At 73.3% G+C, this 26,297-nt stretch carries 25 protein-coding genes; 9 read left to right on the top strand and 16 right to left on the bottom strand.

The genetic code is table 11. The annotated features are described in order from the left end of the window. Window positions 1-214: 214 nt before the first annotated feature. The 10 genes from ACIQ87_RS21370 to ACIQ87_RS21325 form a co-directional block, all read right to left on the bottom strand. Window positions 215-883 carry an acyl-CoA thioesterase gene (locus tag ACIQ87_RS21370; protein ID WP_402408960.1) on the bottom strand — a complete coding sequence of 223 codons (669 nt, stop codon included), beginning with the start codon at window positions 881-883 and terminating at the stop codon, window positions 215-217. Then, a complete protein-coding gene (locus ACIQ87_RS21365) occupies window positions 880-1,077 on the bottom strand; it encodes a hypothetical protein (protein ID WP_392879757.1) in 198 nt (65 codons plus the stop codon). Before ACIQ87_RS21365 ends, ACIQ87_RS21370 begins: the two co-directional genes overlap by 4 nt. A gap of 371 nt (window positions 1,078-1,448) precedes the next feature. Beyond that, complete coding sequence (locus ACIQ87_RS21360) at window positions 1,449-2,411, bottom strand: DUF6528 family protein (protein ID WP_402408957.1); 963 nt, start codon at window positions 2,409-2,411, stop codon at window positions 1,449-1,451. Between the two features lie 308 nt (window positions 2,412-2,719). Beyond that, the gene (locus ACIQ87_RS21355; RefSeq protein WP_402408955.1) at window positions 2,720-4,108 is read right to left on the bottom strand and encodes an NAD(P)/FAD-dependent oxidoreductase; all 1,389 of its coding nucleotides are present in this window, start codon (window positions 4,106-4,108) and stop codon (window positions 2,720-2,722) included. A gap of 107 nt (window positions 4,109-4,215) precedes the next feature. Beyond that, a complete protein-coding gene (locus ACIQ87_RS21350) occupies window positions 4,216-4,707 on the bottom strand; it encodes a flavoprotein (RefSeq protein ID WP_402408952.1) in 492 nt (163 codons plus the stop codon). Between the two features lie 105 nt (window positions 4,708-4,812). Beyond that, window positions 4,813-6,180, bottom strand: a complete 1,368-nt coding sequence (locus ACIQ87_RS21345) for a hypothetical protein (RefSeq protein ID WP_402408949.1) — start codon at window positions 6,178-6,180, stop codon at window positions 4,813-4,815. A gap of 146 nt (window positions 6,181-6,326) precedes the next feature. Further along, window positions 6,327-7,265: an FAD-dependent oxidoreductase gene (locus ACIQ87_RS21340; RefSeq protein WP_402408946.1), complete on the bottom strand. Its 939-nt coding sequence runs from the start codon at window positions 7,263-7,265 to the stop codon at window positions 6,327-6,329. A gap of 100 nt (window positions 7,266-7,365) precedes the next feature. Then, window positions 7,366-7,671: a trypco2 family protein gene (locus ACIQ87_RS21335; protein ID WP_402408944.1), complete on the bottom strand. Its 306-nt coding sequence runs from the start codon at window positions 7,669-7,671 to the stop codon at window positions 7,366-7,368. Beyond that, a complete protein-coding gene (locus ACIQ87_RS21330; RefSeq protein ID WP_402408941.1) occupies window positions 7,668-11,765 on the bottom strand; it encodes a trypsin-like peptidase domain-containing protein in 4,098 nt (1,365 codons plus the stop codon). Before ACIQ87_RS21330 ends, ACIQ87_RS21335 begins: the two co-directional genes overlap by 4 nt. A 159-nt stretch (window positions 11,766-11,924) precedes the next feature. Then, window positions 11,925-12,746 (bottom strand): SAM-dependent methyltransferase, encoded by an 822-nt coding sequence (locus tag ACIQ87_RS21325; protein ID WP_402408938.1) that lies wholly within the window; start codon window positions 12,744-12,746, stop codon window positions 11,925-11,927. A gap of 136 nt (window positions 12,747-12,882) precedes the next feature. Here ACIQ87_RS21325 and ACIQ87_RS21320 point away from each other — a divergent pair, with 136 nt between their 5' ends. Beyond that, the gene (locus ACIQ87_RS21320; protein WP_402408935.1) at window positions 12,883-13,035 is read left to right on the top strand and encodes a hypothetical protein; all 153 of its coding nucleotides are present in this window, start codon (window positions 12,883-12,885) and stop codon (window positions 13,033-13,035) included. A 115-nt stretch (window positions 13,036-13,150) separates the two neighbouring features. Here the strand turns inward: ACIQ87_RS21320 and ACIQ87_RS21315 are convergent, their stop codons facing one another. After that, window positions 13,151-13,636 (bottom strand): cysteine/serine endopeptidase inhibitor, encoded by a 486-nt coding sequence (locus ACIQ87_RS21315; protein WP_402408932.1) that lies wholly within the window; start codon window positions 13,634-13,636, stop codon window positions 13,151-13,153. A gap of 268 nt (window positions 13,637-13,904) precedes the next feature. On the opposite strand from ACIQ87_RS21315, the gene ACIQ87_RS21310 reads away from it, so the two are divergent. The 3 genes from ACIQ87_RS21310 to ACIQ87_RS21300 all read left to right on the top strand — a co-directional run bounded on the left by ACIQ87_RS21310 (window position 13,905) and on the right by ACIQ87_RS21300 (window position 15,330). After that, window positions 13,905-14,096 carry a hypothetical protein gene (locus ACIQ87_RS21310; RefSeq protein WP_392879775.1) on the top strand — a complete coding sequence of 64 codons (192 nt, stop codon included), beginning with the start codon at window positions 13,905-13,907 and terminating at the stop codon, window positions 14,094-14,096. Window positions 14,097-14,239: 143 nt separating this feature from the next. Continuing rightward, complete coding sequence (locus ACIQ87_RS21305) at window positions 14,240-14,893, top strand: 4'-phosphopantetheinyl transferase (RefSeq protein WP_402408929.1); 654 nt, start codon at window positions 14,240-14,242, stop codon at window positions 14,891-14,893. Window positions 14,894-14,946: 53 nt separating this feature from the next. Then, window positions 14,947-15,330 carry a barstar family protein gene (locus ACIQ87_RS21300; RefSeq protein WP_402408926.1) on the top strand — a complete coding sequence of 128 codons (384 nt, stop codon included), beginning with the start codon at window positions 14,947-14,949 and terminating at the stop codon, window positions 15,328-15,330. 40 nt (window positions 15,331-15,370) lie between these two features. On the opposite strand, the gene ACIQ87_RS21295 is transcribed toward ACIQ87_RS21300, so the two are convergent. Further along, window positions 15,371-16,261, bottom strand: coding sequence for a polysaccharide deacetylase family protein (locus ACIQ87_RS21295; RefSeq protein ID WP_402408924.1), 891 nt, complete (start codon window positions 16,259-16,261; stop codon window positions 15,371-15,373). A gap of 204 nt (window positions 16,262-16,465) precedes the next feature. Between ACIQ87_RS21295 and ACIQ87_RS21290 the strand changes: the two genes are divergently transcribed. Next, window positions 16,466-18,121, top strand: a complete 1,656-nt coding sequence (locus tag ACIQ87_RS21290) for a CehA/McbA family metallohydrolase (protein WP_402408921.1) — start codon at window positions 16,466-16,468, stop codon at window positions 18,119-18,121. 229 nt (window positions 18,122-18,350) lie between these two features. Beyond that, the gene (locus ACIQ87_RS21285; RefSeq protein ID WP_402408918.1) at window positions 18,351-18,845 is read left to right on the top strand and encodes an ATP-binding protein; all 495 of its coding nucleotides are present in this window, start codon (window positions 18,351-18,353) and stop codon (window positions 18,843-18,845) included. A 48-nt stretch (window positions 18,846-18,893) separates the two neighbouring features. Here ACIQ87_RS21285 and ACIQ87_RS21280 read toward each other — a convergent pair whose 3' ends face one another. Continuing rightward, the gene (locus tag ACIQ87_RS21280) at window positions 18,894-19,352 is read right to left on the bottom strand and encodes a DinB family protein (RefSeq protein WP_402409038.1); all 459 of its coding nucleotides are present in this window, start codon (window positions 19,350-19,352) and stop codon (window positions 18,894-18,896) included. A gap of 274 nt (window positions 19,353-19,626) precedes the next feature. On the opposite strand from ACIQ87_RS21280, the gene ACIQ87_RS21275 reads away from it, so the two are divergent. The 3 genes from ACIQ87_RS21275 to ACIQ87_RS21265 all read left to right on the top strand — a co-directional run bounded on the left by ACIQ87_RS21275 (window position 19,627) and on the right by ACIQ87_RS21265 (window position 22,071). After that, window positions 19,627-20,226 (top strand): carboxymuconolactone decarboxylase family protein, encoded by a 600-nt coding sequence (locus tag ACIQ87_RS21275; protein ID WP_402408915.1) that lies wholly within the window; start codon window positions 19,627-19,629, stop codon window positions 20,224-20,226. Beyond that, window positions 20,223-21,089 (top strand): RNA polymerase sigma-70 factor, encoded by an 867-nt coding sequence (locus ACIQ87_RS21270; RefSeq protein ID WP_402408913.1) that lies wholly within the window; start codon window positions 20,223-20,225, stop codon window positions 21,087-21,089. Before ACIQ87_RS21275 ends, ACIQ87_RS21270 begins: the two co-directional genes overlap by 4 nt. Before the next feature lie 106 nt (window positions 21,090-21,195). Continuing rightward, the gene (locus ACIQ87_RS21265; protein WP_402408910.1) at window positions 21,196-22,071 is read left to right on the top strand and encodes a class I SAM-dependent methyltransferase; all 876 of its coding nucleotides are present in this window, start codon (window positions 21,196-21,198) and stop codon (window positions 22,069-22,071) included. A gap of 1,148 nt (window positions 22,072-23,219) precedes the next feature. On the opposite strand, the gene ACIQ87_RS21260 is transcribed toward ACIQ87_RS21265, so the two are convergent. The 3 genes from ACIQ87_RS21260 to ACIQ87_RS21250 are packed head-to-tail and all read right to left on the bottom strand — an operon-like array spanning window position 23,220 to window position 26,295. Then, the gene (locus ACIQ87_RS21260) at window positions 23,220-24,413 is read right to left on the bottom strand and encodes an ABC transporter permease (protein ID WP_402408907.1); all 1,194 of its coding nucleotides are present in this window, start codon (window positions 24,411-24,413) and stop codon (window positions 23,220-23,222) included. Beyond that, entirely contained in the window at window positions 24,410-25,147 is a 738-nt protein-coding gene (locus ACIQ87_RS21255; RefSeq protein WP_402408903.1) for an ABC transporter ATP-binding protein, read from the bottom strand. Before ACIQ87_RS21255 ends, ACIQ87_RS21260 begins: the two co-directional genes overlap by 4 nt. Beyond that, complete coding sequence (locus tag ACIQ87_RS21250) at window positions 25,144-26,295, bottom strand: peptidoglycan-binding protein (RefSeq protein ID WP_402409035.1); 1,152 nt, start codon at window positions 26,293-26,295, stop codon at window positions 25,144-25,146. The genes ACIQ87_RS21255 and ACIQ87_RS21250 overlap by 4 nt, the downstream gene beginning before the upstream one ends. Between the last annotated feature and the right edge of the window lie 2 nt (window positions 26,296-26,297).

The raw sequence follows: 26,297 nt of genomic DNA, 5'->3' as shown, positions 1-26,297 counted from the left end.
GGCCCGACGGCGGCCCGCTCGCCCTGGACCAGGAGGGAGGTCGCAGCCCGTGACCACCGTGGAACGTACCGGTGCCCGTGCTGCTCAGCGTAACTCGCCCCGGCGCCCGCGGAAGCGGCCGGCCGTCAAGGAACCGTACGGGCGCCCCCGAGACCGGGGGGCCGGCCGGGCGGGATCGCCGCCGCCGACCACGTCACCGGGCCCGGGCGGCGGTTCACCGCACCGAGGCGTGGCACCGCCTGCGCGGTCGGCGCGACGGCACCGCGGCGGCGGCCGCACCGGCCGGAACCCGCTGTGCCGGCGGCGTCGCGGCCACCGCGGCCGTGCTCACCGCCGACGTGCCCACGGTCGTGCCCACCGCCGTGGCTGCGGCCGTCACGGCCGTGGCCACCACCGTGGTGGTGCTCACCGCCGTGGCCGCGGTCACCGTGGTGGCCGCCAGGGCCGCCTGGGCGCGGGCCGCGTCCGCCATGAACGCCGAGAGAAAGCTCCGCTCGGCCGGGCTCAGCGCCCGCGAGCGGCCGGACTCGCGGTCCCGGGCGACCACCACCGTCCGCGCCCGCATAAAGGTGATCCGGTCCCGGCAGACATTCACCTCGACCTGCGCGGAACTCCGTCCGAGCCGTTCCACGGTGAGCCGCACCGACAACGGCTCGGGCCCGTGGTGCAACTGCTCCAGGTAGTCGATCTCGTGCCTGGCGATAATGAATCCGGACGGGAACAGCGATTCCCGTACGGCGGTTTCATGGTGGCTGAACAGGTCGTAAATCCCCTCCTGGATGTAGCCGACCAGGCGGGCGTTGTTGATGTGCCCGTTCTGGTCGACGTCGCTCCACCGGGTGGGGCAGGACAGCACGTGCACGCCCGGTTGCACCGCGCTCACTGCCGGGTCAGCCCGGCACCGGCGGGGAGCAGCGCGCGCTGCAACCTGGCGTAGTAGCCGGAGTGTTCGGCCGCCATCCGGGCCGCGGTCCACCCCTCCTCGGCCGCCTCGGCCGCCGCCTGGACGACCAGACTGTCCAGCACCCCGTCGACAGCGCGGCAGAGGTCGTGAACGGCCGCGAGCCGCTCGGTCACGTCCGCTCCGCTCCCCGCGTTCCGGGACGGGAAGGCTGCCAGTGATTCCATCGCGAGCTGAAGGTCGTCAACTCCGTCCGGCCGGTTTTCCGCAGGGAAATTCCGCATGATTTTCTCCATGACTCATTCGGCCGTTACGGCCCGGTAGCTAGCGTTCGATTACACCGGATCGGTGTCGACCCCCCGACCCCACGACGCTATCCCAGCCGACCGGGGTCGACTGATGGTTTGCGGACCGCGACGGGAAACTGACCACCATCGGAGTAGTTTGTCGGTGTACACAATATGCCCCATCAGTCGAATGCCGTCCGCAATTCGGGTGGAATTTCCGACGCGCGCCCCAGGATGGACTCCCCGGACTCCGAAGTCTGCTACCAGCCACTCCACCACCTCGCCTTGTACAGGCGCGCACCGCGCAGCGACCGCGCGCCCTCCGGCCGGTGCAGGGTGATCACCGAGGTGCACCAGTCGCACGGGGCCTCGTGCTCGGGCGCCACGGTGAGCAGCCGGCCGGTGCCGGGCTCGTCGCCGACGCTCTTGAGGTCCCGCTCGGCGGCCGGATCGGCCAGGTGCACGGCGGTGAAGCGGTCGGTGACCGGGTCGTAGCGCCACAGGCCGTCCGAGGTGGTCACCCAGAACCGCCCGGGAGCCGCCAGGACGGCGGCCAGATCGTGCCCACCGCTCCCGGGCAGGGGACTGCTCCGCACGGTGTCGAGCGTCGGCGCGGCCGGGGTGCCGCCGACCCGCAGCGCGGTCAGCGCCGTGTCGCCGAGCACCCAGAGCAGGCCGGTCCGGCCGTCCCAGTGCACCCCGTGCGCACCCGGCAGCGGGAACTGCGCGTACGCCGCGGCCCGCGGACCCTGCGAGGCCGCGTACAGCCGCACCCAGCCGCCCGAACTCGCGGCCACGGCCACGTTGCCGTCCGGCAGCAGCTCGATGCTGTGCGGGTTGACGGCCACCCCCAGGTCCGCCGCCCAGTGGACCCGGCCGGTGGTGGTCTCCACGACGGCGGCGAGCCCCCCGGAGGCGGTCGTCAGCAGGTAGCGCCGCCCGTGCCGGACGCGGGACTTCGCCTCGTCCGGGTTGGTCCAACTGCGCGCGGGCGACAGATCCGCCAACTCCGGTGCCCGGTCGGCACTCCAGCCCCAGACCACCGGCAGCCGGTCCGGCCCGCGGTAGGCCATCAGCTCCTCGGCGCTCTGCAACACCAGCACGCTGCGCGAGGCCTGGTCCACCACCGCCACCTGCCGACCCGGCGACCCGGCCCACGCGCCGGCCGTCGGCGCGCAGAGCAGCAGGGCGACCGCGAGGGCCGGCGGTGTTCTCCTCAGCACGCCTTCACCGTCGTTGCTGCGGGGCGAATCCGCTCGGCGGCACGGCCGAACGGCCGATCGACGCGCGGTGGTGGATCGTGCGGAGCCGTCGGCGGATCCGCCTCGTTCACTGTCATCCGCACATCGTGGCGGGACGGCCCCACCGGCGGTCGGCGCAACGCGGTGCGGGCAGGTCGGGACGTCAACCCGGCGTTCCGGCGCCGCCCGTTCGGCGTCCGAAGGCACAGCATGTCCGAAGGCTCGGCGCATCCGAGGGCTCAGCGCGTCCGAAGGCTCAACGCTTCCACGGACCCACCGCGCCCGAAGGCTCAGCGCCCGGCGACGACGTCCGCGACCCGGGCGATCGGCGAGGTGGTGGCCCGGCCGGCCGCCTCCTGCCGGTCGGCGGCGTGATACGCGGCGTACATCGCGTGCACGCCGAGCCAGCGCAGCGGCTCCGGCTCCCAGCGCCGCACGGTGTGGCCGACCCAGGGCAGCCGGGTCAGCTCGGTGTCCCGGCCGAGCACCAGGTCCCGCAGGGTGCGGCCGGCCAGGTTGGTGGTGGTCACCCCGCTGCCGACGTACCCGCCCGCCCAGCCGAGCCCGCTCACCCGGTCCAGCTCGACGGTGGCGCACCAGTCCCGGGGGACGCCGAGCACGCCCGCCCAGGCGTGGTCGATCCGCGCGTGCGCGGCGGCCGGGAAGAACCGGTCGAGGATCCGGCGGAGCTGGCGCACCGTCTCCACCTGGGTGCCGCCGTCCGAGTCCGTGCGCGAGCCGAACCGGTACGGCACCCCCCGCCCGCCGAGCGCGATCCGGTCGTCGGCGGTGCGCTGGGCGTACATGTAGGCGTGGGCGAAGTCGCCCAGCACCTCGCGGCCCTGCCAGCCGGTCTCCGCCCAGAACTCGGCGGGCAGCGGCTCGGTGGCGACCATCGCGGAGTTCATCGGCAGCCAGGTGCGCTTCTCGCCGCGCAGCCCGGCCGTGAACCCCTCGGTGGCGCGCAGCACTTGGTCTGCGGTGACGGTGCCGTACGGCGTGACGGCGCGGGGCTTGCGGTGGCCGTCGCCGGGCAGGATCGCGGTGACGGTCGTCCCCTCGTACACGTCGACGCCCAACTCGCGTACGGTGCAGGCGAGTCCGCGGGCGAGCTTCGCGGGCTGGATGCGGGCGCCGTACCGGGTCCAGCAGCCGCCGATGGTGCCGGCGACGTCGATCCGGTCTCGCGCCTCCTTCTCACCGAGCAGCTCGACCCGGCCCTCGCCGTAGGCCCGCTCGCCTTCGACGTGCTCGCGCAGGCGCTCCAACTGGGGCTTGCTGCGGGCCACTTCGAGGACGCCACCGCGGACGATGTCCGCCTCGATCCCCTCGGCCGCGGCGACGTCGACGACCTCCCCGACCGCCGCGTCCATCATCCGCTGCATCGCCGCCGCGCGCTGCTGCCCGTACCGCTTGGCGAACGCGCCGCGCCCCGCGAAGCCGTTGTACAGCCAGCCGCCGTTGCGCCCGGAGGCGCCGTAGCCGCAGAAGCGCTGTTCGAGGACGGCGATCCGCAGGGAGGGGTCGGCCTTCTTCAGGTAGTAGGCCGTCCAGAGGCCGGTGTACCCGCCGCCGACGACGCACACGTCGACGTCTCGGCTCCCCGGCAGGGCGGGACCCACCTCGGGCACCCCGTCCGCCGCGTACCAGAACGACACCTCGCCGTTGACCGCCGCCACCGGAAACCTCCCACACCCTCGCCGACCTGCCCGGACGCTACCTCCGGCGGGCCGACGCGGGCCACCCCCCACAGTGCAAGGATCGCCGGCCCCGAACAGCCACCCTGTCAGTCCCGCAGCAGCTCCAGCGCCCGGGTCCAGCTGTACGAGCCGGGCACGAAGTCCGCGATCCGCACCCCCATCCGCCGCAGCTTCGCCAGGCTCTCCTCGTACGCCGGGTGCGCCGCCTGGGCCGCGCTGAGGCAGGGCTGCACGGCGACGGGGATGCCCCAGCCGTACGACTCGCAGAGGATGCCGAGGGCGAGGGTGTCGGAGATGCCCAGGGCCCACTTGTTGATCGAGTTGAAGGTGGCCGGGGAGACGACGATCGCGTCCGGGTCCGGCAGCGGCCGGGGCTCCCCGGGCTTCCGCCAGGCCGAGCGGATCGGATACCCGGTCTGGGCGGTGATGGCCTCGGCGTCGACGAGCGCCATGGCGTTCGGAGTCGCCACCACCCCCACGTCCCATCCCTGCCGCCGAGCCGCGGCGATCAGCTCCCCGACCCCGCCCGCGACCCCCGCCGCACAGACCACTACGTAGAGCACCGGCTTCTCGGCCATCCCGGCCATCCCCTCTGGTCACCGCCGCCCCACCGCCGGGTCGGCACGCACCACCTTCCCAGACCGCTCCCCCGCCGCACCCCTGCGCCCCCGCCCGGGCGGGCGTCAGGTGCGGATCCGGACCGGCGGGGCGATGGAGGGCGGGGAGCAGCGGGAGGTGGTGGCGCAGACGGTGAGCGGTCGCGGGTGGGGGCCGTCGAGGACCTGGACGGACCAGAGCACGGGGTAGGTGCCGCCGCAGATACCGCAGTTGGGGCGGGGCGGAGCCGTGGGCATCGGGGGCACGACGGGCGGCGGCGGGGTCGGCGGGGTGAGCGGGGGCGGGGGCGCGGGGTCCCAGGCGGGGAGGTCCTGGGCGAGGGCCCGGAAGTCGTGGCCGCACTCGGAGCAGGTCTCCAGGACGGCCTCGGTGCGCATGTCGCCGCAGCTCGGACAGAAGGTCACCGGCTGTTCGTCGGCGACGGTGCTCTCGCAGCGCACGCAGACGAAGTCGGGGTCGATCCTGGACCGTTGGAAGATCGCCCCGAAGATCAGGAAGGGGTTGGGGTCGCCGTCCTTCTCGTACGTGGTCTGCAGCACCGAGGCGATGGTCTTGAGGCGGTTCTTCCGCTGTCGCAGCCGTGTGAGGTCGAGGTTGACGACCTTGGTCTGCCGGCAGTCCCGGCAGGTGCAGAGCGTGCGGACGGGCAGGCGCGAGCGGATGCCGAACTGGCGGTGCAGGAACTCGAAGGCCGGGCGGTCCGCCTCGGCGACCGCCACCTCCACCGAGCCGAATCCGCCCGAGCTGAGTCGGCCCTCCACCACGGCCGCCAACCGCGCGACGTCAGCGGCCAGTTGATCCGGTACGCCCTCCGGCCGGCCGCCGATCATCACCGGGATCGCCAGCAGGGTGCGGGTGGTGGCCATGTCCATCGTGAGGTAGCCGGCCGGGGAGCGGAACACGACGCGCTCGATGCCCTCCCAGAGCGCCGGGCCGGTGGAGCGGCGCCCGCCGGAGAGCCGCTCGTTGACGCGGGCGGCGACCCCGCCGACGAGGCGCTGGCCCGTCTCGTGGTGCCGGGCCAGCGTGTCGGCCCGGGGCGCGCGGGCCCACCAGCGCGGCTGGGGGAAGCCGGCCGCCGGGTCGAGGCCGGTGAGTGCCCGGTCGAGGGCGAGCAGCGTCTGCTGGAAGGCGGCCACGTACGGGTCCTGCACGCCCAGTGCGATCACCGAGACGGCCCGGTCGGTCAGGTGCAGGGACACCGAGGTGTGCACGCCGTCGGCGGGCGCGAGGTGGAGGCGGGCGGCGAGCGGCACCTGGTCGGGCAGGAGCATCGCCGACCGGACGGCGGAGCCGCGCCGGGCCTCGACCACGGTGGCCATCTCCGAGGTGATCTGGAAGCCGAGCGAGCGCAGCACGTCCACGGCGGTGACCCGGACGCGTCCGGTGTCGGCCTGGACGCGGCGCTCGGCGTCGAGCGTGATCGATGCCAACGTTCCTCCGGAGCAACGGAATCGGGAAGCGGGAGCGGGACGTCCTCAGCGCGCAACCGTAGCGAATCCGCCCCGCCGCCGTGGTCGTGATGCGGGCACTGTCCGGTCCGGGCAGGGGGGACGGTCCCGGGCGGGCCGCTCCCCCGTCACCCCACGAGCGCGGCCGCCGCGTCGGCGCAGCCCCAGCTGAGGGTGACGCCGGCGCCGCCGTGGCCGTAGTTGTGGACGATCCGGCCGCCCGGTTCCGCTTCGAGGCGGGGGCCGCCGTGGCGGGCGGGGCGCAGGCCGACGGCGTGGCCGATGACGCGGGCGTGGCGGAGTTCGGGGATACGGGCCGTGCAGCGGGCGAGGATGGCCTCGGCGGTGGCCGGGTCGGGGGTGGTGTTCCAGTCGTCCGGTTCGAAGGTGCCGCCGAGGACGACGTCGGCGCTGCGGGGGTGGATGTAGGTGTAGCCGGCCGGGTCGTCCTGGATGCGGGTCGAGGTGGGCAGTCCGGGGTTGCGGACGAGGACGATCTGGCCGCGCACCGGGTGCACGGCCCGGTCGTCACAGAGCCGCCGGGCGCCGATTCCGGTGGCGTTGACGACGACGGGCGCCCGGGCGAGGGCCTGGTCGAGGGCGTCGAGGCGGCGCTGGACGACCTCGCCGCCGTTGTCGATGAACCGGCCGAGCAGCCAGGGCAGGTAGAGCGGCATCTCGATGGCGGGGGCGGTGAACGACCAGCCGTCCGCGCAGTCCGGTCCGCGTTCGGCGGCCGTCAGCCGGCGCAGGTCGGGGACGGCCTCGCCCCACCAGGGCAGGCCCTCCGGCTGCCGCTCGTGCTCCAGCATCCGGGTGCTGCGCATCGAGACACCGGGGACGCCCTCCTCGGCCTGGCGGGCGAACTCGGCGAAGGCGGTCGCGGACCAGTCCGCCACCCGGCGGTCGGTGCCGGTGGCGACCGGGAACCAGACGGCCGCGGCGACGGCCGAGGTCGTCGACAGCAGGCCGTCGGCCGTCACCACGACGACCCGAAGTCCCTTCTCCTGAAGCCGGATCGCTGTGGTGAGCCCGATGACTCCGCTTCCGACCACGACGACGTCCATCGTGAACTCCTCCCAGATACGACAAGACCGCCGTGTCCCATCAAGCCGCCGCCACCCTCGCCTCACTCCTCGTGTGGGCCTGAGCCTTTGACGACACTGCCTAGCGCTCGCCGAGGACCGCGTCGCCGGAGACGAGGACCTCGCCCCGGTAGTCATCTGACACCAGGACGGGCTTGAGGGGGATCTTGATCTTCTGAGTCTGACTGTGCGTCAACTTGCCATCGGCTCCCGCCTCGGCGACCCAGAACTTCACCTTGCCGTTCGCCCCCGCAGCCTTCTCGACGGCGATCGTGAGTTCGAGGTCGACCGTCCCGAGCTCGAACCGCACGGCCTGCCCCTCGCCGGTCGCGATCGCGGTGTTCAACTCCCGGCGCAGCTCACCGATCAGCTCGGCCAACTCGATCATCTGGTCCCCTCCCAGGGTGTGGTGGTGGTCGTTGTCGATGGGTCGGTCGCTTCCCAGCCCAGGTGCTCGAACAGCACGTCGCGGGCGGCCAGTACGGCCTTCGGCGCCAGTTCGGCGAGTGCGGGGAGGGCGTGGTACCAGCCGTCGTCCAGTAGCGCGTCGGCCAGCAGTCGGCGGGCGAGCGCCAGCCGTTCCGGCGTCACTTCATGGTGCGGCGATACGAGTTCGAGACAACTGCGGGCCGTCGCGAGCCAGGCGGTCTCGTTCGGAACCAGCGGTGTGCGCAGCAGTGGGCCGCGGACGCCGCCGAGGAGCATGGCCACGGCGCTGCGCGCGGGGGCCGGATTCGTGGGCTCGCCGATCCGGTCGAGAGTCTGCGCTATGCCGGCCTGATTGCCGGCCACGAACTGGAGCATGCACATGGTCCCGGCCACATCGGCCATGAAGTACAGCCGGCGGTGGACTTCCACGAAGCCCGTGAACAGCTGCGTCGCCAGTTCGCGGTTGTCGTTCCACAGCAGCATCGCCGCCACGCCGTGTGGCGCGTAGACCGCTTCCTCATCCCGCTGCTCATCGAGGACCTCGGCTCGCACCCGGTCCAGCAGGCCCCCATATGCCTCCGGGAAGACGGGGGCAAGCGCGGCGATGACATCGAGAACGGCTGCGATCCGCCCCCGGAACCGGGTGCCGTCCAGGTGCCGTCGCAGGACGCCGGGCAGGTCCTCACGGCCCAGGGCCTTCCGTCCGAGCGCGGCGACGACCCACAGCTCCCTTCCGATATGGCGGTAGGTGTGCAGGGCCAGCTCCGGCAGTCCCAGGTGTGCCAGTGCCTCAGGGACGATGGGGAAGTCGTCTTCGGGGTGGCGGCCAGCCGGCTCGGTGGGCAGTTGGCGCACCAGGCGCTCAGCCAGGGCCAGGTGCTCGTCCTCGCCGGTGTGCCAGGCCCGGACAGCGGTTGCGGCCATGGCCCAGCAGCGCTCGCGTTCCGCCTCGATGGACCGGGCGAGGCGCGCGGCATCCGCGAACCGGCCGCAGGCGGCGACGGCATCGGCCAGCGCAGCCAGCATTCGGTCGTAATCATGGTGCTCGCGGTCCGGGGCCGCTGTCTGCGCGGCCGTCAGCGCCGCCTCGGCGAGCCGTGACGCGCGGGCCGGATCGGTCGCGACGGCTTTCGCCGCGAGTGCGGTCAACACGTCAGGCCGACCCGCGAAGCGCGTGGTGCCGATCCACTGCTCGACCTCGTCGAGGGGCCGGCTGTCAGCCACCGCCGCCACGAAACGGGCGACCTGCCACGAGGACGGGAGTTCACCCGCCCGCTGGTACGCGAGATCCGGCTGCCCCGCCCGGGCCCAGGCCTCGGCGGTTTCCGGCGAGCCCGGGCCTCCGAGCCGGTCGGCCTCCTCGCCCAGGCCGTTCACTGCCAACGCGGCCAGTGTTCGGTCCCGGTCCTTCCAGTCGGGCCCGGACCGGTCGGATGGTGGAAGGGCGCGGTAGGCCGCGCGCGCCAGCCGCACAGCAGTCTGCGGCAGCAACTCCCGTACCGCCACCGATGCGTCGCCAAGCTCGGCCGGCGACGCCTCGGGGCGGGCGAGCTCATCCGCCACCTCGTGCTCGATGCGTTCCAGGGTCAGTGCCGACCGACGTGGTGCCGTGTCCGTCTGGGCGGCGGCCACCGCGGCCAGCACCTGGATCCGGACGCCGAATGACGTCTGCTGGTCGGAGGCCCGCTCGGCCCGGCTCAGGGCCTGCTCGGCGAGCGCGGGGTCGTATCGGGTGACCGTCGCTGACACGGTGGCCAGCGCCTGGGCCGCGTGTCGGTCCATCGGATCGTCCGCTGACCGGTCGAACTGCACGAAGACGTCCTTCGCCGTCTCGGCCAATGCGACTGCCTCGGTGCCGAATCCGGCTTCGGCGAGCGCGATCGCCGCGCGGGCGATCACCGGCCCGGTGTACTTGCCGAAGACCATCTCGCCATGGGAGGCCTGGATGATCCGGACCGCCTCCCGAACAAGGGCAGCAGCCCGCTGCACGTCCGTACCGGCGGCCAGGACCTCGGCGACCTCCACCAGGGCGGCGGCGCGCTCATACTGGTAGACCACACTTCGGGCCAGGCCTTCCGCCTGCTGCGGCTGGCCCAGCCGGGCGAACACCGCGGGCAGCCCGGTGGGCAGCGACCGGTTGCGGCGTTCGAGCAGGTCGGCGGAGACCGCCATGGCCGCGAGTGCGGCCGGCTCCGGCTCCGGCCGCTGGACGGCGGCCTCCCGTACGGCCGCCAGGTCCGCGAGGATCAGCCCGTCGCTGCGCCCCCACGCCCGCAGTCGCTCCTGGCGGCGCGGGTCGGCGGCGAGGGCCACCGCGCCCCGGAGGTCGCCCTCGGCGCTGAGCATCCGTCCGTAGGAGCGCAGCAGGTACCAGGGTGTGCTCTTCGGCCACCCGTCCGCGCGGCAGCCGTCGGCCCAGTCGTCGATCCGCCCCCGGTACGGCGCGAGTTCCGGGCCCAGTCTCTCGACCGCGGTGCTGAACAGCGTGTCGTGTGAGAACAGGTATCCGCGGACCTCCTGGTCGCCCGCCTGCTCGCCCCGCTCATGCAGGATGCGCCCGAGCGAGCCCTGGAGCCGTTCCCTCACCACGTATTGCTTTTGTCCGGCGAGCCGCGCCAGGTCCGCGAGCGTCAGCAGGCCGCGGGCGGCGGCGAGGAACCCGACGATGTCGTGGTCCACTTTCGGGGCGTCCGCGGCGAGCGCCCGGCCGAGCTCGAACCGGGCGTTGTGCTCGATCCCGCGCGCGGCGTCCGTGGCACTCAGCTCGGTGACGGTGCAGTCGCGCAGCGGGTGGCTGCCCGGGAGGTCCGGGGGCAGGCCGGGCCCTGGTCGGCTGGTGACCAGCACCCGGATGTTGTCCGGCGGACGCTCGGGGAGCAGGGCCGCGATGCTGCCCTGGGCGGACTCGTCCTGGTCGAGCCCGTCCACGACGAGCAGCAGCGTGCCGCCGTCCCTGGCGACGGCCGCCGCCGCCTCCAGGAGGAACTGCCGGCGCTCCTGGTCGCGGGTGCCCGGTCTGGCGTCCTGCGCGGGCGTGGCGCCGGCGATCTCGGCAAGCTGGCGGACCAGCTGCTCGGTGAACTCCTCGGCGTTGTTGTAGCCGCTCTGGCGTGAGGCGATGAAAAAGCAGACCGGCACCACTCCGGCCGGCGGGTGCAGGGCGAACCAGGCGGCGAGCGCGGTCTTCCCGGCCCAGGGCGGGCCCTGGATCCAGCGGTACGGCTCCGGGCCGGCGCAGAAGGCGGCCAGCTCGGCGAGGTCGGCCTCGCGGTCGGTCAGCTGGTCAGGGGCGAGATCGCGGAGCAGCGCGTGCAGGCCGGTCGCGGCCCGGCTCAGCGACGGCCCGGCGACGTCGGGGAGTCGGTCCGGTTCGAGCGGGGTGCCCAACAGCTCGGCGAGCAGGGCCGGTTTTCCGGTGTCCGCGCGCAGCTTCTCCGCCCAGCGGTCGACCCGGCTGACCGCCAGGCTGCCCGCGCCCTCGTCCGGGTGGTGCGCCCGGACGACTCCCACGACGTGCCCGCCACTGAACACCGCCGCACCCGAGATGCCCGTCCACCGCTTGGCGTCGAGGGAAACCCCGGTGTCACGCTCCCGCAGTTCCAAGGTCCCCTCGCGCCGGTTGGAGAGCGGGGCGAGGGTCGCCAGCAGGTGCTTGGTGTCGCGGAAGGCGCGGCCGTCCGGGCCGGTGCGGAGCTTCTGCCGGGGGAACCCGACCGCACTGCAGTCGAGCGGCCGGTCGTGCTCGCCGACCCGGCCGTAGCTGACCGGCGCAACCCCGTCGCCACCCGCGAACCGCAGTACCGCGACATCGATGCCCTGGTGGGAGAACGCGACCTCCGCCTCGAACTCGCGCTCGCCCGGCCGGTCCGCGTCGAACCGGACCCGGACCCGGACCGCCGGCGCCCCCGTCCCTGCCCCCGCCGGCGCACCCTCGATCACGTGCGCCGCGGTCAGTACCGTCCCCGGCCGGACCAGGTACCCCGAGCCGCGTCTGTCCAGCCCTGGGCCATCGACGATGACCTCGGCCACCCGATCGACCCGGATCTCTGTCATATGCCGTGACCTCGCGCGTTCTGGCATCGGCGACTGCACTCCGAAACCCACTGAAGTACATATGGGCATACGATACTTGAGATATTGGCGCGGTCTACTGGGGTCCTGGGCGGGGCGCGTCGGGACAGCCTGGAGAACGCCCGGGCTCCCGGAGCCGGGTCACGGCTTGCGGGCCACCCCGGACCAGTAGTAGGCGGCGGTGGGGTCGGCAGGCGGTTCGCCCTCGGGTCGCCAGCCCATCACGGGGACCAGGCCGGGCTCCAGGAGTTCCCAGTCACCGAAGAACCGCGCCACCTCCTCGCGCATGCGCGGCACCAGGGTCATCTGACCCTTGCCCGCGGCCTCGACCACGGCAGCCATCGCGGCCGGGTCGAAGTCCCAGCCGGGATGGGTGATCGCCACGTAGCTGCCCGGGGCCAGGGCGTCCATCAGCACCCGGGCGGCGCCCCAGGGATCGTCCTCGTCGGCGACCAGCATGAGAACGGCCACCAGCGTCAGACCCACCGGGCGGTCCAGGTCGATGGTGCGGGCCAGAACGGGATCCGCGAGGATCTTCTCCGGCTCCAGCAGGTCGGCGTGGATGTAGGCGGTACGCCCCGAACCGGTGCTGTCCATCAACGCGCGGGCGTGGGCGAGGACGATCGGGTCGTTGTCGACGTAGACCACCCGGCTGTCCGTGGCCACGGCCTGGGCGACCTCGTGCGTGTTCCCCTCCGTCGGTATACCGGTGCCGATGTCGAGGAACTGACGGATGCCCGCCTCACCCGCCATGAAGCGCACGGCCCGGCCGAGGAACCGGCGATTCTCCCGCGCCATGGTCTTGATGCTCGGGATCGCCCCCTCGAACGCCTCACCCAGAGCCCGATCCGGCGGAAAGTTCGTCTTGCCGCCGAGCCAGAAGTCGTACATCCGAGCCGAGTGCGGGATGCCGACCCGCAGGTCCACCGACTCCACCGTCGACTCGTCAAGCCCGCGCCTCATCCAGCTGGCGTCGTCCGACACAGCGCCCCCACCTCTGTTCAACATGGCCAGTTCCAATGGATCGTCAACAACTGATACTAGGCGCTGTCGTCAAAGTGGTCTCGGGTAGTGGATCACGATCTGGTGATACGCCGTCATGAGCGTCCGGATCCCGGGTGTCTGTCTGCGCCGGCTCACCGCCCCGGTGCCGACCGTCACCCTGGGGCTCGCCCACAATCCGCGCACCGCGCCCCCGGCCGGCCAGCTGCTGCTCGCGATGGCCCCGCCGCCCGGCGGCGGCCGGCCGTGATCCCGAACGGCCGGTACGCGCCCGCGCCCTGCCGACCGACCGCCGGCCCTCCCGACGGCAACCGTGCCCGCCCCCGTCATGCCGCGAGGGCGGGCACGGCCGTTCAGGGGCCGGCTCAGCCGATGGTGGAGCCGGTGATCGGGGCGGACAGTTCGACCGTCTTGCCGTTCAGCGCGGTCTTGACGAACTGCCAGCTCAGACCGGTGATGACGCCCTTGTCCAGCGGGGCCAGCTTGGCGAAGGCCGGCTGGCTGAGGTCGATGTGGGTGGAGTCGCAGGAGGGACACTGGTCCTTCACCGGGACGGTGATGGTCTTGCCCTGGTAGGTGACCTTGACCGAAATGCCCTTGCAGACCGGGTCGTTGTTCGGGTTGGCGGTGGTCCACCAGGTGTGCGAGACGGCGACCAGCATCTGGGTCGCGGCGTTGATCTGGGTGCCGCAGGCGCCGTAGCCGGCGTCGTTGTAGTAGGTGGCCTTGCCGGACATGGGCTGGTTGATCGGTATCGCGGCGCTGGCGGAGCCGGCCGAGAGGGCGATGAGGGCGGCTGCGGCGAGCGGGGCGCCCGCGAGGATCCTGAGGTTCTTGCCGATGGCGCGCATGGGTTCGTTCCCTCCGGTTGCAGTGCAAGTCATGGGCATGACAGGCGATAAGTCCGGCGAACCGCACAGCAGTTCGCCGCTCGAATGCCCGCCCCCGTGGAGGAAACGTATGCGTTCGAGCGCATTGTGGTCCAGGCCTCCTTGGTGTTGGCATGAACACAAGGCAGGCATCTTTACCAATGCGCCCGAAGGGACGAAGATGCGTGACCGCCCCGGCACGGAGGGTGTTGACAGGCCGTCACCCGTCCCCCTCCGGAGGCCCCCTCAGATGCGCACCTCGCTCGTCGCCCTGCTCCTCGGCACCGTCCTGCTCCCCACCACCGCACCCGTCACCGCCGGTGCGGCACCCCGCGAGGTGAACCAGGGCTACAGCATTCCGGTCGCCGGCGTCACCGACCTCGGCGCGCTGCCCGTCCTCGGCAGCCTCGGGCTGGACTTCGCCCGCCTGCTCACCAAGTAGCAAGCCCTGCGCGGGGCGGCGGCCGCCTTCGAGCAGCCGGGCGCCGCGGCCGTGGTCCCCGATCAGCCCACCAAGATCCCCCCGCCCGGGTTACCCTCGTCCCGCGCGGCGACCATCCGCGCAGCCGACCGAGGGGGGAACGGATGATCGGGGACCTGCTGCCGGATGTCGTGGTGACCGAGGTGGCCTACCTCGACCCGCCGGAAGCCCGGCTGGAGCCCGAGGAGGAGCTGGCCATCGCCCGCGCCGTCGGCAAGCGGCGCCGCGAGTTCACCACCGTCCGACACTGCGCCCGGGCCGCCCTCGCCCGACTCGGCGTCCCGTACCAGCCGCTCGTCCCCGGCCTGCGCGGCGCGCCGAGCTGGCCGGACGGCGTGGTCGGCAGCCTCACCCACTGCGACGGCTTCCGCGCCGCGGCCGTGGCCCGGGCCGGCACCCTCACCTCCGTCGGCATCGACGCCGAGCCCGCGCTGCCGCTGCCGGAGGGCGTCCAGGAGGCCATCGCGCTGCCGGTCGAGCAGCAGCGGCTCGCCAAGCTCGCCGCCGAGCACCCCGGCGTCCCGTGGGACCGCATCCTGTTCAGCGCCAAGGAGTCGGTGTACAAGGCCTGGTTCCCGCTGACCCTGCTCTTCCTGGACTTCAGCGAGGCCGAACTGGACCTCTCCCCCGACGGCACCTTCACCGCCCGGCTGCTCGTGCCCGGCCCGGTGGTCGACGGCCGCCGGATCGACGGCTTCGACGGCCGCTGGGCGGTCCGGAACGGGCTGCTCGCCACCGCGATCGCGGTCTCCCCCTGACCGGCCCCCGACCTGCCCCCGTCCCGTCGTCGGCGCCGCATATCCTCGTCCCCGTGACGGTGACCTATGTGATCGACGGCGACGGGATCAAGACCCTGGAGGACTTCTGGGAGGTGGCCGGGCGGACCCTCGGGGCGGACGGCTACTTCGGCCGCAACCTCGACGCCTTCGCCGACTGTCTGCGCGGCGGCTACGGCACGCCGGACGACGGTGACTGGGTCGTCGAGTGGCGCCACCACGAGGTCTCCCGCCGCAACCTCGGCTACCCGGAGACGGTCCGCCAGCTGGAACGGCGGCTGGGCCGCGCCCACCCGGCCAACCGCGCGCACATCACCGCCGAGCTGACGGCCGCCCGGGCGGGCCGGGGGCCGACGGTCTTCGACTGGCTGGTCCGGATCATCGAGGAGGAGCACCCGGGCGGCCTGCGCCTGGCATAGGCTCCGGGCGCGCGGGCGGGCCCCGCCACGGGCCTCCCGGCTACAGCACGTCCGAGAGCCGTACGAAACCCCGCCCCGCCGCCAGCAGCCCCGGCACCGCGCCGGCCACCCCGGGAGCCGTGCCACCGCCCGGGTGGTTCATGTGACCGATCACGATCGCGCCGGGCGGGGCCGAGGAGACCTGGCGCCGCACCTCGGCGGCGCTGTACGTCGCCCCGTCGTCCCCGTTCACGGTGAAACCGGCCACGCCCTGGCCCAGGTCGGCGACCACCCGGGTGGCGACGTCGTCGTAGTGCGCGGTGCCGGAGCGGAAGAACCGCGGCGGGTGCCCGAGCAGCCCGGTGAGCTTCCGCGCGTTGCCCGCCACCTCGTCGTACACCTCGCCGACGCCGCCCGTCCCGGCGATGCCGTAGGCGGAGCGGCCGGTGACCGAGAGCGGGCGGTGGGCGGTGCCGTGGTTGCCGATCTCGAACAGCGGGTCGGCGGCGAGCCGCTCGAACTCGTCCGGGTTGGCGTCGATCCAGCGGGCGTTCAGGAAGAGGGTGGCCGGCACGCCGTGCGCCCGCAGGAAGTCGATCAGGTCGGCGTCGTAGCCGTTGCCACCGGGGCCGCCGCAGGCGTCGAAGGTGAGCGCCATGGCGCTCTCGCCGTCCGGCAGCGCGGTGACCACCCCGGAGACGTCCAGCCCCCACTCGCTCGGCGCCAGCGCGCCGTACCGCTCCACCGTCTCGGCCCGGGTCGGCTCGTGCGGGGGCCGTCCCGCGGGCTCCGGCGTCGGATCGGGAGTCGACTCCGGCGCGGACGTCGGCCCGGCGGCGGCCGGGGCGGAGGCAGACGACGAGGCCGAACCGGTGCCCGCCGCCCTGGCCCCGCAGCCCGCCAGCGCCCCTCCGGCCACCACCATGAGCAGCGTCCGCCGACTCACCGACACGGTCGTCTCCCGTTCAGGCTATTTCTCATATAAACCGATGACATGACTATGAACCGACCATTCATCACTCCCCGCAACTCGCCCCCGGCCCCGCCCGGTCCCTCTTCACCGGCCCGCCCCACCACCGTGGGCCCCGACTCACCCCCGGTTCACCCGCCGGGGTAGTCACGCGAGCGACCCGCCCGCCCCGATCCGGAGGCCTCGATGCCGACCGAACCCAGCAGCCCGCGCCCCGACCAGCCGACCCACCAGCCGACCGCCGGATCAGCCGAGCGGCCCGCCGCGCAGTCGGCCCGGCCCGCCCGCCGCGACCTGCTCCGCACCGGCCTCGCCACCGGCACCGCCACCGCCCTGGGCCTGGCCGCCACCACCGGCCGGGCGAACGCCACCCCCGCCGACGCCCCCGGCACCCCCGGGGCCACGCCCGCCGACCGCACCCTCACCCTCACCGGCCGCCTGCCCACCGGCGCCCCCGACTTCGTCTACCTCCCCGTCGAGGTGCCCGAGGGCGTCCGCGAGATAGCCGTCTCCTACGGCTACGACAAGCCGCCGGTCCCGGCCGGCACCCCCGGCAACTCCTGCGACATCGGCATCTTCGACGAACGCGGCACCGACCTCGGCGGCCCCGGCTTCCGCGGCTGGTCCGGCGGCTTCCGCACCGGATTCAGCCTCTCCCGCGGCGCCGCGACCCCCGGCTACCTCCCCGGCCCGATCAACCCCGGCACCTGGCACGTCGTCCTCGGCCCCTACCAGGTCGCCCCGCAGGGCCTGGACTACCACGTCGAGGTCACCCTCCGGTTCGGCCCGCCCGGGCCGCGGTCCACCCCGCAGTACCCCGCCGAGCGCGCCCGCGGCCGCGGCCGGGCCTGGTACCGGGGCGACTGCCACCTGCACACCGTCCACTCCGACGGGCGGCGCAAGCCCGAGGAGGTGGCCGCCGGAGCCCGCGCGGCCGGCCTGGACTTCATCGTCTCGACCGACCACAACACCAGTTCCTCGCACGCCGCCTGGGGCCCGCTGGCAGGCCCCGACCTGCTGATCCTGCCGGGCGAGGAGATCACCACCCGCAACGGCCACTGGCTGGCCCTCGGCCTGAAACCCGGCCAGTTCGTCGACTGGCGCTACCGCTCGCGCGACGAGGAGTACCCGCGCTTCGTCCGCCAGGTCCACCGGTCCGGCGGCCTGGTGGTGCCCGCGCACCCGTACTGCCCGTACGTCGCCTGCCAGTGGAAGTTCGGCTACGAGGAGGCCGACGCCGTCGAGGTGTGGAACGGCCCCTGGACGTACGACGACGAGTCGGCGGTGGACACCTGGGACGGCCGGCTCGCCGTCGCCCTGCGCGAAGGCCGCTCCTGGCTGCCCGCCCTGGGCAACAGCGACGCGCACAGCGAACCGCAGGTCATCGGCTCCCCCCACACCGTGGTGCTCGCCGAGGACCTCACCCGGGACGCGATCCTCGACGGGCTGCGCGCCGGGCGCAGCTGGCTGGCCGAGTCCTCCGCCGTCACGCTGGACCTCACCGTCACCGGGCACGGCCGCCAGGCGGGCATCGGCGAGGAGCTGACCGTCCCCGCCGACGCCCCGCTGGACGTCCGGCTCACCGTCACCGGCGTGCCCGGCGGGACGGTCCGCCTGCTCACCGACGAGGGGCAGATGCACCAGGAGTCGCTGCCCGCCGACGGCGCCGGCACGGTGATCTGGCGCACCACCGCCTCGCTCGCCTGCTACGTCCGGGCCGAGGTGCGCCACCCGAAGGCCGACGGCACCCCGGGCCGGGGCAACTCGATGGGCCCGGACCTGCCCTGGGGGCCGATGGCGGCGCTCACCAACCCGATCGTGCTGCGCACCGGCGACCGGTGACGCCCCGCGTCGAGTCCCCGACCAACCCGTGTCCGCCCCGCCGACCCGCCCAGGAACCGGGTGGGGGACGACTCGGGCCACCCGTTTGGACTAGGTTGATCCCCGAAACGCATCAGTCGTAGGGACGAGGCGGTCGGTTGTCCGGATATGGGCCGACCAGCCCCTTCGCACTCCGACCGCCCCGCCCCGGCTACCCGACCGTCCCCGGCCCGCGAAGGGATCAGCAGCTGTGAACCGTACGACCGTAGGTGGGCCGGAGCTCGGGGGCGGCCGGGGCGCCGGGGGCGTCCTCGTCCTCGTCGACCCGGCCGGGGCCGGGAACAGCCCGGTCGCGGAGCTGCTCGCCCGGGAGCTGAACCCGAGCGTCCACCTGCGGACGGACGACTTCCTGCGGGTCATCCGCAGCGGCCAGCTCCCGCCCCACCTGCCCGAGGCCCGGCGCCAGAACGCCACCGCCCTGGCCGCGGCCGCCCAGGCCGCCTTCGCCTACGCCACCCGCGGCTACCAGGTCGTGGTGGAGGCCCCCGCGGCGCCCGCCGCCCTCGACACCTTCCGGCGCGAGAGCCGCACCACCGGCGCCGCCCTCCACTACGTCGTCCTCCAGGCCGGCCCGGCCCCCGGGGACGCCACTCACACCCTCGACACCACCGACCTCACCCCCGAGGCGACCGCCGACTCCGTCCTCGCCGCCCTCACCCACCGCACCCACCTCCTCGGCTGGTAGGGCCCCTCCCCCCTCAAGCCCCCTCCTCCCCTCAGGCCCCCACCACGCTCAGGCCCCCACCACCCCGTCGATCGCCTCCCGCAGGAAGTCCGCGTGCCCGTTGTGCCGGGCGTACTCGTGGATCAGGTGGAGCATCACCAGCCGCAGCGACACCTCGGCGTCCCACCGGACCTGGTACCCGGTGACGTCGAGGGACTCGGCGGCGCGCTCGATCCGGCGGGAGTGCTCCACCTCCGCCTGCCAGGCGGTGAAGGCCTCGGCCCGGGTGGTGCCGGCCGCGTCGTACGCGGCCTGGTAGTCACCGTCCTCGGACCAGACCAGTGGCACGTCCTCGCCGTCGATCACCCGGCGGAACCAGGTGCGCTCGACCTCCGCCATGTGCCGGACCAGCCCGAGCAGGCTGAGCGTCGAGGGCGGGCTGGAACGCAGGCGCAGCTGCTCGTCGGTCAGGCCCTCGCACTTCAGGGCGAGTGTCGCCCGGTGGAAGTCGAGGAATCCGCGCAGCATCTCGCGCTCACCGCCGGTCAGCGGCGGGGCGGGGCGGCCGTCGGGGGCGTTCACGGTGTCGTTCTCCTCGCGGTGGTCGGAAAAGTCCCCGCGGACTGTAGCGAACCGCCCTCCCCCTCCGGAGGTCATTTTTCCTCCGGCTGCCCCAGCCGCGTCCCTCCGACTTTCCCAGCCGCTTTCCTCCGGCTTTCCAGCCGCCTGTCACATCCGCGCGCCCTCCGGTGTCTTCATGTCCGGCAACCCAGACAGCCCACCGAACCGGGAGGACGACACCATGGCACTGCGACTGCCGAAGGCCCAGCTGCCCGCCGAACTGAGCGAGAACATGATCAAGGGTTTCGGGACCACCCTCGAACCCGTCGAGGCGATCTGGCACAACCCCGCCGTCGCCACCGCCAACCTGGACTTCTCCCGCCGGATCGCCGAGTGGGACGCGCTCGACGCGGGGCTCAAGTCCTTCGCGCACATGGCGGTGGCCGCGCAGGTCGGCTGCGGCTGGTGCCTGGACGTCGGCTACTTCCACGCGCAGAACCAGGGCCTGGACCTGGCCAAGGCCAGCCAGGTGCCGAACTGGCGGGCGGCGGAGGTGTTCACGCCGCTGGAGCGCGAGGTGCTGGAGTACGCCGAGGCCATGACGGTGACCCCGCCGGCCGTCACCGACGAGCTGTACGACAGCCTGCTGGACCAGCTCGGCGCGGCGGCCATGGTCGAACTCACCGCCTACGTCGCCTTCGTCAACATGGCCACCAGGAACAACACCGCCAACGGCGTCCGTTCCCAGGGCTTCTCCGACTCCTGCGAGATCCCGCTGGCCCGGCCCGCCGCCGCCACCGGCAACGCCGCCGGCGCCCCGGCCGGAGCGTCGCCGGCATGACCGAGGACCCCTTCGTCACCCACCGCGGCCTGCTCTTCACCGTCGCCTACGAGCTGCTCGGCTCCGCCGCCGACGCCGAGGACGTACTGCAGGAGTCCTGGCTGCGGTGGGCCGAGGTCGACCGCCGGCAGGTGCACGACCCGCGCTCGTACCTCATCCGGATCGTCACCCGCCAGGGCCTCAACCGGCTGCGGACACTGTCCCGCCGGCGCGAGCAGTACGTCGGCGAGTGGCTGCCGGAGCCACTGCTCACCAGCCCGGACGTCGCCGAGGACGTCGAACTCGCGGAGAGCGTCTCGTTCGCGATGCTGACCGTACTGGAGACGCTCGGGCCGACCGAACGCGCGGTGTTCGTGCTCCGCGAGGTCTTCGAGCTGCCGTACGAGGAGATCGCCGAGGCCCTCGGCAAGACCTCGGCCGCCGTACGGCAGGTCGCCCGGCGGGCCCGCGGACACGTGGCGGCCCGCCGGCCCCGGGTGCGGGTGAGCCGCACCGAGCAGCAGCGGGTCGTGGAGCGGTTCCTGGAGACCCTGCGCACCGGGCGGCTTCAGGACCTGATGGAGGTGCTGGCCCCGGACGTCGTCCTGATCGCCGACGGCGGCGGGATCGCGGCGGCCGCCCCGGCGCCGGTCCACGGTGCCGAGGCGGTGGCGGCACTGCTCGCGCGCATCGGGCGGTTGCCGGTCACGCCGGACACCGCCACGGTGTGGCTCAACGGCGCGCCGGGCGGCCGGATCGACGTCGGCGGCGAGCCCTCCGTGGTCAGCCTCACGGTGGAGGACGGCCTGATCACCCGGGTCTACGTCGTGCGCAACCCACAGAAGTTGACCCGGCTCGACGCCCCGGCCGACCTCACCCGCTGACCACCCCCGTCGCGCGGTGGTGCCCCGAGCCCCTCGGGACACCACCGCGCCCCCACCGTCCCCCGGAACCCCCGCCATCACGTACCGTGTTCGGACCACCACAGGTTTGGGTACGTACCTCGGCGCGCCCGACGGCCGGGCACCCACCGAGCAGGAGACCCAGCGGCCCATGGACCACAACCGCATCCCCCCGACCGTGCGCCGGACCTACGGCACCGACGACCTCAGCACCGCCCCGTCGTTCGCCGGAGGATTCATCAACTTCGGCTACTGGCAGGGCATCGACCTCGCCAACCCGACCCCCGAGGACCGGGTGCGCAGCCAGGAACAGCTCTACCGGCGGGTGCTGCGGGAGTTCCCCGAACCGCGCGAGCGGCTGCGGCTGGCGGAAGTGGGCTGCGGCCGCGGCCTCGGAAGCGCTCTCGCCCTACGGGAGTACCGCTTCGCGGCGGTGACCGGGGTGGACATCCACCCCGACCAGATCGAGCGCGCCCGCGCCGTCAACGCGAGAGCCCTGGCCACGTACCCCGATCGGCTGGCATACACCCTCGGCGCGGCGGACGAACTCCCGTTCTCCGACGGCTACCTGGACGGCGTCTTCTCCGTCGAAGCCGCCCAGCACTTCCGCGAACTCAACGGCTTCGCCCGCGAATCCGCCCGCGTCCTGCGGTCGGGCGGCCGCCTCGTGGTGACCACCTTCTTCACCGCCCCCGGCCCCGACGCCGCCGAACGCCTCAAGATCATGCTCGCCAGCTTCGCCGACGGCCTCGACGTCCCCCACCCCCTCGACGGTTTCACCACCGACCTCACCCGCCACGGCTTCACCGACATCACCACCGAATCCATCGGCACCCACGTCTGGCCAGGCCTCGACCGCTACCTCACCGACACCGTCCCCACCGCCCACTGGTCCCGCCACTTCCTCACCGCCTGGCGCGACGGCCTCCTCGACTACCACGTCGTCACCGCGACCCGCATCTGACCCCGAGCCCGACCCCTCGACACCCGGGCCCCTCACAACGCCTACAGGCGGGCCCGGAACATGCCTCAGCCGCGACTTCAGGACCCCTCGACCCCCAGTCGCCCGGGGATCCGTATCAGTGCACGTCAGACGGTAGACAGCCCGCGCTATTCGTTCACCGAAAGGCACCTCAGCGGCGGCGATGAACGACGCGTGGTCCCCGACAAGTCCCTAGATCTCCCGCTGCGACCTCATCGCAGTGATTGATCCGAGCCCACCGCCACGGCTCTCTCAGCTTGCCGAACAGGTGCTCGCACGACGGAACAGCCCCGGCTGCACGGGGAGGACAACTCGCGGCGCATCGGCGACTGCAGAAGCGCCGGAACAGCTCCGGCTGCGCGGGAAGGGCGATACCTGGTTCGGCCTGCCCGATCAGAAGCACGGAGCAACCCCGGCTGCGCGAGGAGGACCGGCCCGGCAACGTCGTGTGACGCGACCCGCAGGGAGCAGCCCCGGCTGCGCAGGGAGGACTGCATCGAAGCCGCCGGCATTCTGACCCAGCGGCACGGACGTTCCGAGGAAGGTGGCCACCGGATTACCACCTTCGCCCACCCAGCCGACGGGCCCAGGACTTCGAGGTATCGGCAGGCGTGCGAGGTCAGGGCACTTCCAGCCCAGGGGATGGAAGTGCCCTCCGGTGAACGCTCAAGATCCGAAAGAGAGGGCCCAGAGCCTGTGCGGTCGAACGACCCAAGGCCATCAATGCGACTGGGGGCCTTGGCAGACCACACGAGCGGGCGGGGCGGCCCCTGACGGGAAGCCGCCCCGCCCAGTGGCGTCCGCAGCCCGTAGGCGACGAACTCGCGCGTTCGACGATGGCAGCTATGATCGGCCGGACCCTAGCCGGGTACGTAGAGAGGGACTTGACCCCCGCGTTCGGGCGACGCCGGCTGCTGGAACTGCGGCCGCAGCGGATCGAGGACTGGGTGACCCCGCGGCGGAAGGCCGGCCGGGGCCGGGTCACGCTGCACCAGGTCGTCACTACCGCACCACATGTACTTCGGGTTGTGCGAACCAAACAGCCCTTGGCCGACCGGCGGGCCGCCGGTTCCAGGCTGGCTCTCCGAGTTCAGCCTGGTGCGTCCGCCGTGGGTGCCGCTTCGTGTCGGTCAGGCCGAGCGGAGGGCGTCGGTCGGGGAGGCCTTGGCGGCGCGCAGGGCCGGGTAGATCCCGGCGACGGCGGCGACCAGGACGGCGACCAGCGGTGCGGCGGCGGCCGTGGTGAGCGGGATGGCCGCCGGCCAGCCCTGGGCGAGGGCGTAGCCGTGGACGGTGAGGGCGCCGACGGCCAGTCCGCCGACTCCTCCTACGAAGCCCATCAGGACGGCTTCGAGGAGGAACTGGGCGGCGATCTGGCCTCCTCGGGCGCCCAGGGCGCGGCGCAGTCCGATCTCGCCGCGGCGTTCCATCACGCTCACCACCATGGTGTTGGCGATGCCGACGCCGCCGACGAGCAGGGCGACGCCGGCAAGTGCCAGAACCAGTCCGGTGAGGGCGTTCTTGGCCTCGGCCCGCGCGGTGTACAGGTCCGACGGGCGGCTGACGGCAACGGTGCTCGGGGCGGCCGGGTTGGCGGTGGCGGCAACGACGGCCTGGACGTCGGGGACGCGTTCGGGGTGGGAGCGGAGGTAGACGGTGGCGGCGGTGCCGTCCGCGCCCAGGTGGGCGGTGGCCTGCGGCCAGCCGACCAAGGCGGCGGTGCCGAGTTCGGGGGCGAGTTCGTCGGGAGCCAGGATTCCGGTGACGACGAACCACTGTCCGCCCAGCCAGACCCGTTCGCCCGGGGCGGTGACGCCGAGGCGCCGTGCGGCCTGGTCGCCGAGCACGGTGACGGGAAGGTTCTCGCTCGCCGCGTCCAGCCACCGTCCGGTGCGCACGGTGGCGTGCAGGACGTCCAACAGGTTGGGGCGGGCGGCCAGCACGGTGAGGCTGCCGGTCTGCTGGGGCGGTACGAGGTCGTTGCGGTAGACCTGGGCCTTGGTGGCCCCCGTGGCGGTCACCTGCTGGACGGGGGCGATGTCGGCGAGCATCTTCTCAGCCGTGGGGGGCAGTGGGGCCGGCTTCTGGTCGGCTCCTTTCCCGGGGGCGACGGTGATCAGGTTGGAGCCGAGCCGGTCCAGGCGCTCCAGCAGGTGGGCCTGGTTGGAGGCGGAGATCCCGGTCACCGCGATGACGGCCGCGATCCCCAGGGAGATCCCGAGCGCGGACAGGGCGGAGCGCATCCTGCGGGTGCGCGGGCCGATCATGCCCAGGCGCAGCAGGTCCGTCGGGCGCAGCCGGGTGCGGCGCGGAGCGGGCGTCATCGGGGGGCTCCTGCGGGGTGGGGAGTGCGTTCGTCGAAGTCGATGCGGCCGTCATGGATGCCGATCCGCCGGGGGAAGGAGGCGGCCAGGTCGCGGTCGTGGGTGATGACGACGACCGTGGTGCCCTTGGCGTTGAGGGTGCGCAGGAGGTCGACGACGGTGGCGCCGGAGGCGCTGTCGAGGGCGCCGGTGGGTTCGTCGGCGAGCAGCAGTGCGGGGTTGCCGACGAGGGCGCGGGCGATGGCGACGCGTTGTTTCTCGCCGCCGGAGAGCTGGTCGGGGTGGTGGTGGAGGCGGTGGCCGAGCCCCACTTCCTGGAGGGCCTCGACCGCTGCGGTGCGTCGGAGGGTGGCGGGGGCGCCGCTGTAGAGGAGTCCGGTGGCGACGTTCTCGACGGTGGTGAGGCCGGGCAGCAGGAAGAACTGCTGGAACACGAAGCCGATCCGGTGGGCGCGCAGGGCGGCCAGTTGGGGGTCCGTGAGGTCGGCGAGATCGTGCCCTTCGAAGCAGAGCCGTCCGGCGGTGGGGCGGTCGAGGGAGCCGAGGAGGGCGAGCAGGGTGGACTTGCCGGAGCCGGAGGGGCCGACGACGGCGAGGAGTTCGCCGGGGTCGATGGTGAGGTCGATGCCGTGCAGGATGCGCAGGGGCGGTGATCCGGGGTACTCCTTGGTGACGCCGGTGAGGTGGAGCACGGGGGTAGTGCCCTCGGACCGGGAGCGTTGGAGGCGCGTCATACCGGGACCACCACCCGGTCGCCGGCCCGGATGTCGCCGGTGATCTGGGCCTTGGCGTCGGCGACCAGTCCCAGGCGGACCTGGACGAGGCGGGTGGTGGCGCCGTCGATGACCTTGACGCCGTAGCCGCCGCCGTCGAGGGCGATCAGGGCGGTGACGGGGACGATCAGCGCGTCCTCGGCGGTGTCGCCGACGACGGTGACGGTCACGGTGGAGGGCCCGGCCTGTTGGGCCTGTTGCTGGCTGTCCAGGGCGATGGTGACGGTCGTCTTCTCCGTGCCCCCGCCACCGCCACCGCCTTCGCCGCCCGGCCCGTTGCCGCCTCCCCCGCCCGCGCTCCCCCTGATCAGGGAGCGGATGCGCCCGTCGACGGTGCTGCCGTCGGAGAGCTTCACCGTCACCCGGCCGTCGGGTTTGAAGCGGGAGGTCTGGTTGTCGGCGGGCTGGACGGTGGCGACCAGGTCGGTACTGGTCACGGTCATGACGGCGGTGCTGCCGACGGCGGATCCGAGCTTGGCGTCGACCTGCTGCACCCGCGCGGTCTGCTGGGGCAGCATGACGACGCTGCCGAGCGCGACCGTCCCGGTCTGTGGCACGCCGAGGGCCTTCTGCCAGCGTTTGACGGCGGTGGCGGTGTCGACGGTGAACTTCCGGTCGGCCTTGAGGCCGAGTCCGTTCGCGTAGCCGAGGTCGACGAGGTTGCGTTCGAGCTGTTCGACGTCGGGGCCGTCGCCGGTGTCCGGGCCGAGGTCGCGCCACATCGGCCGGTCCCCCCGCAGCAGGACGACGGGCTTTCCGTCGACCTCGTAGAGCGTGGCGCCGGGTTTGACGACGGTGCCGACGGCGGGCAGGGCGGTGAGGGTTCCGCGGCCGGCGGCGACGACGGGGGTGGGGGCGTCGTAGGCGAGGGCGCCGCCGACCTGGATGCCGCTGGACAGCGATCCCTTGCGCACCTCGACGGTCTCGTGGCCGACCGGGCTGTGCGCGGGGGCGGAGGCCCGGTGCTCCCAGGGACGCGTGGCGGCGAGCACGCCCGAGGCGCCGAGCACGGCGACCAGGGCGAGCGGGACGACGATCCGGCGGCGGGTCCTGCGCGGACCACCGGTCACGGTGTGCTCGGCGGCGGTGGTTTCGATGCGGTCGCCCATGG

This window comes from Kitasatospora sp. NPDC096204 (assembly GCF_044763205.1).
In the GTDB taxonomy this organism is placed as follows: Bacteria; Actinomycetota; Actinomycetes; order Streptomycetales; family Streptomycetaceae; genus Kitasatospora.
The sequence above is the reverse complement of the archived record's forward strand: the minus strand, read 5'-3'. Positions and strand labels throughout refer to the sequence as shown.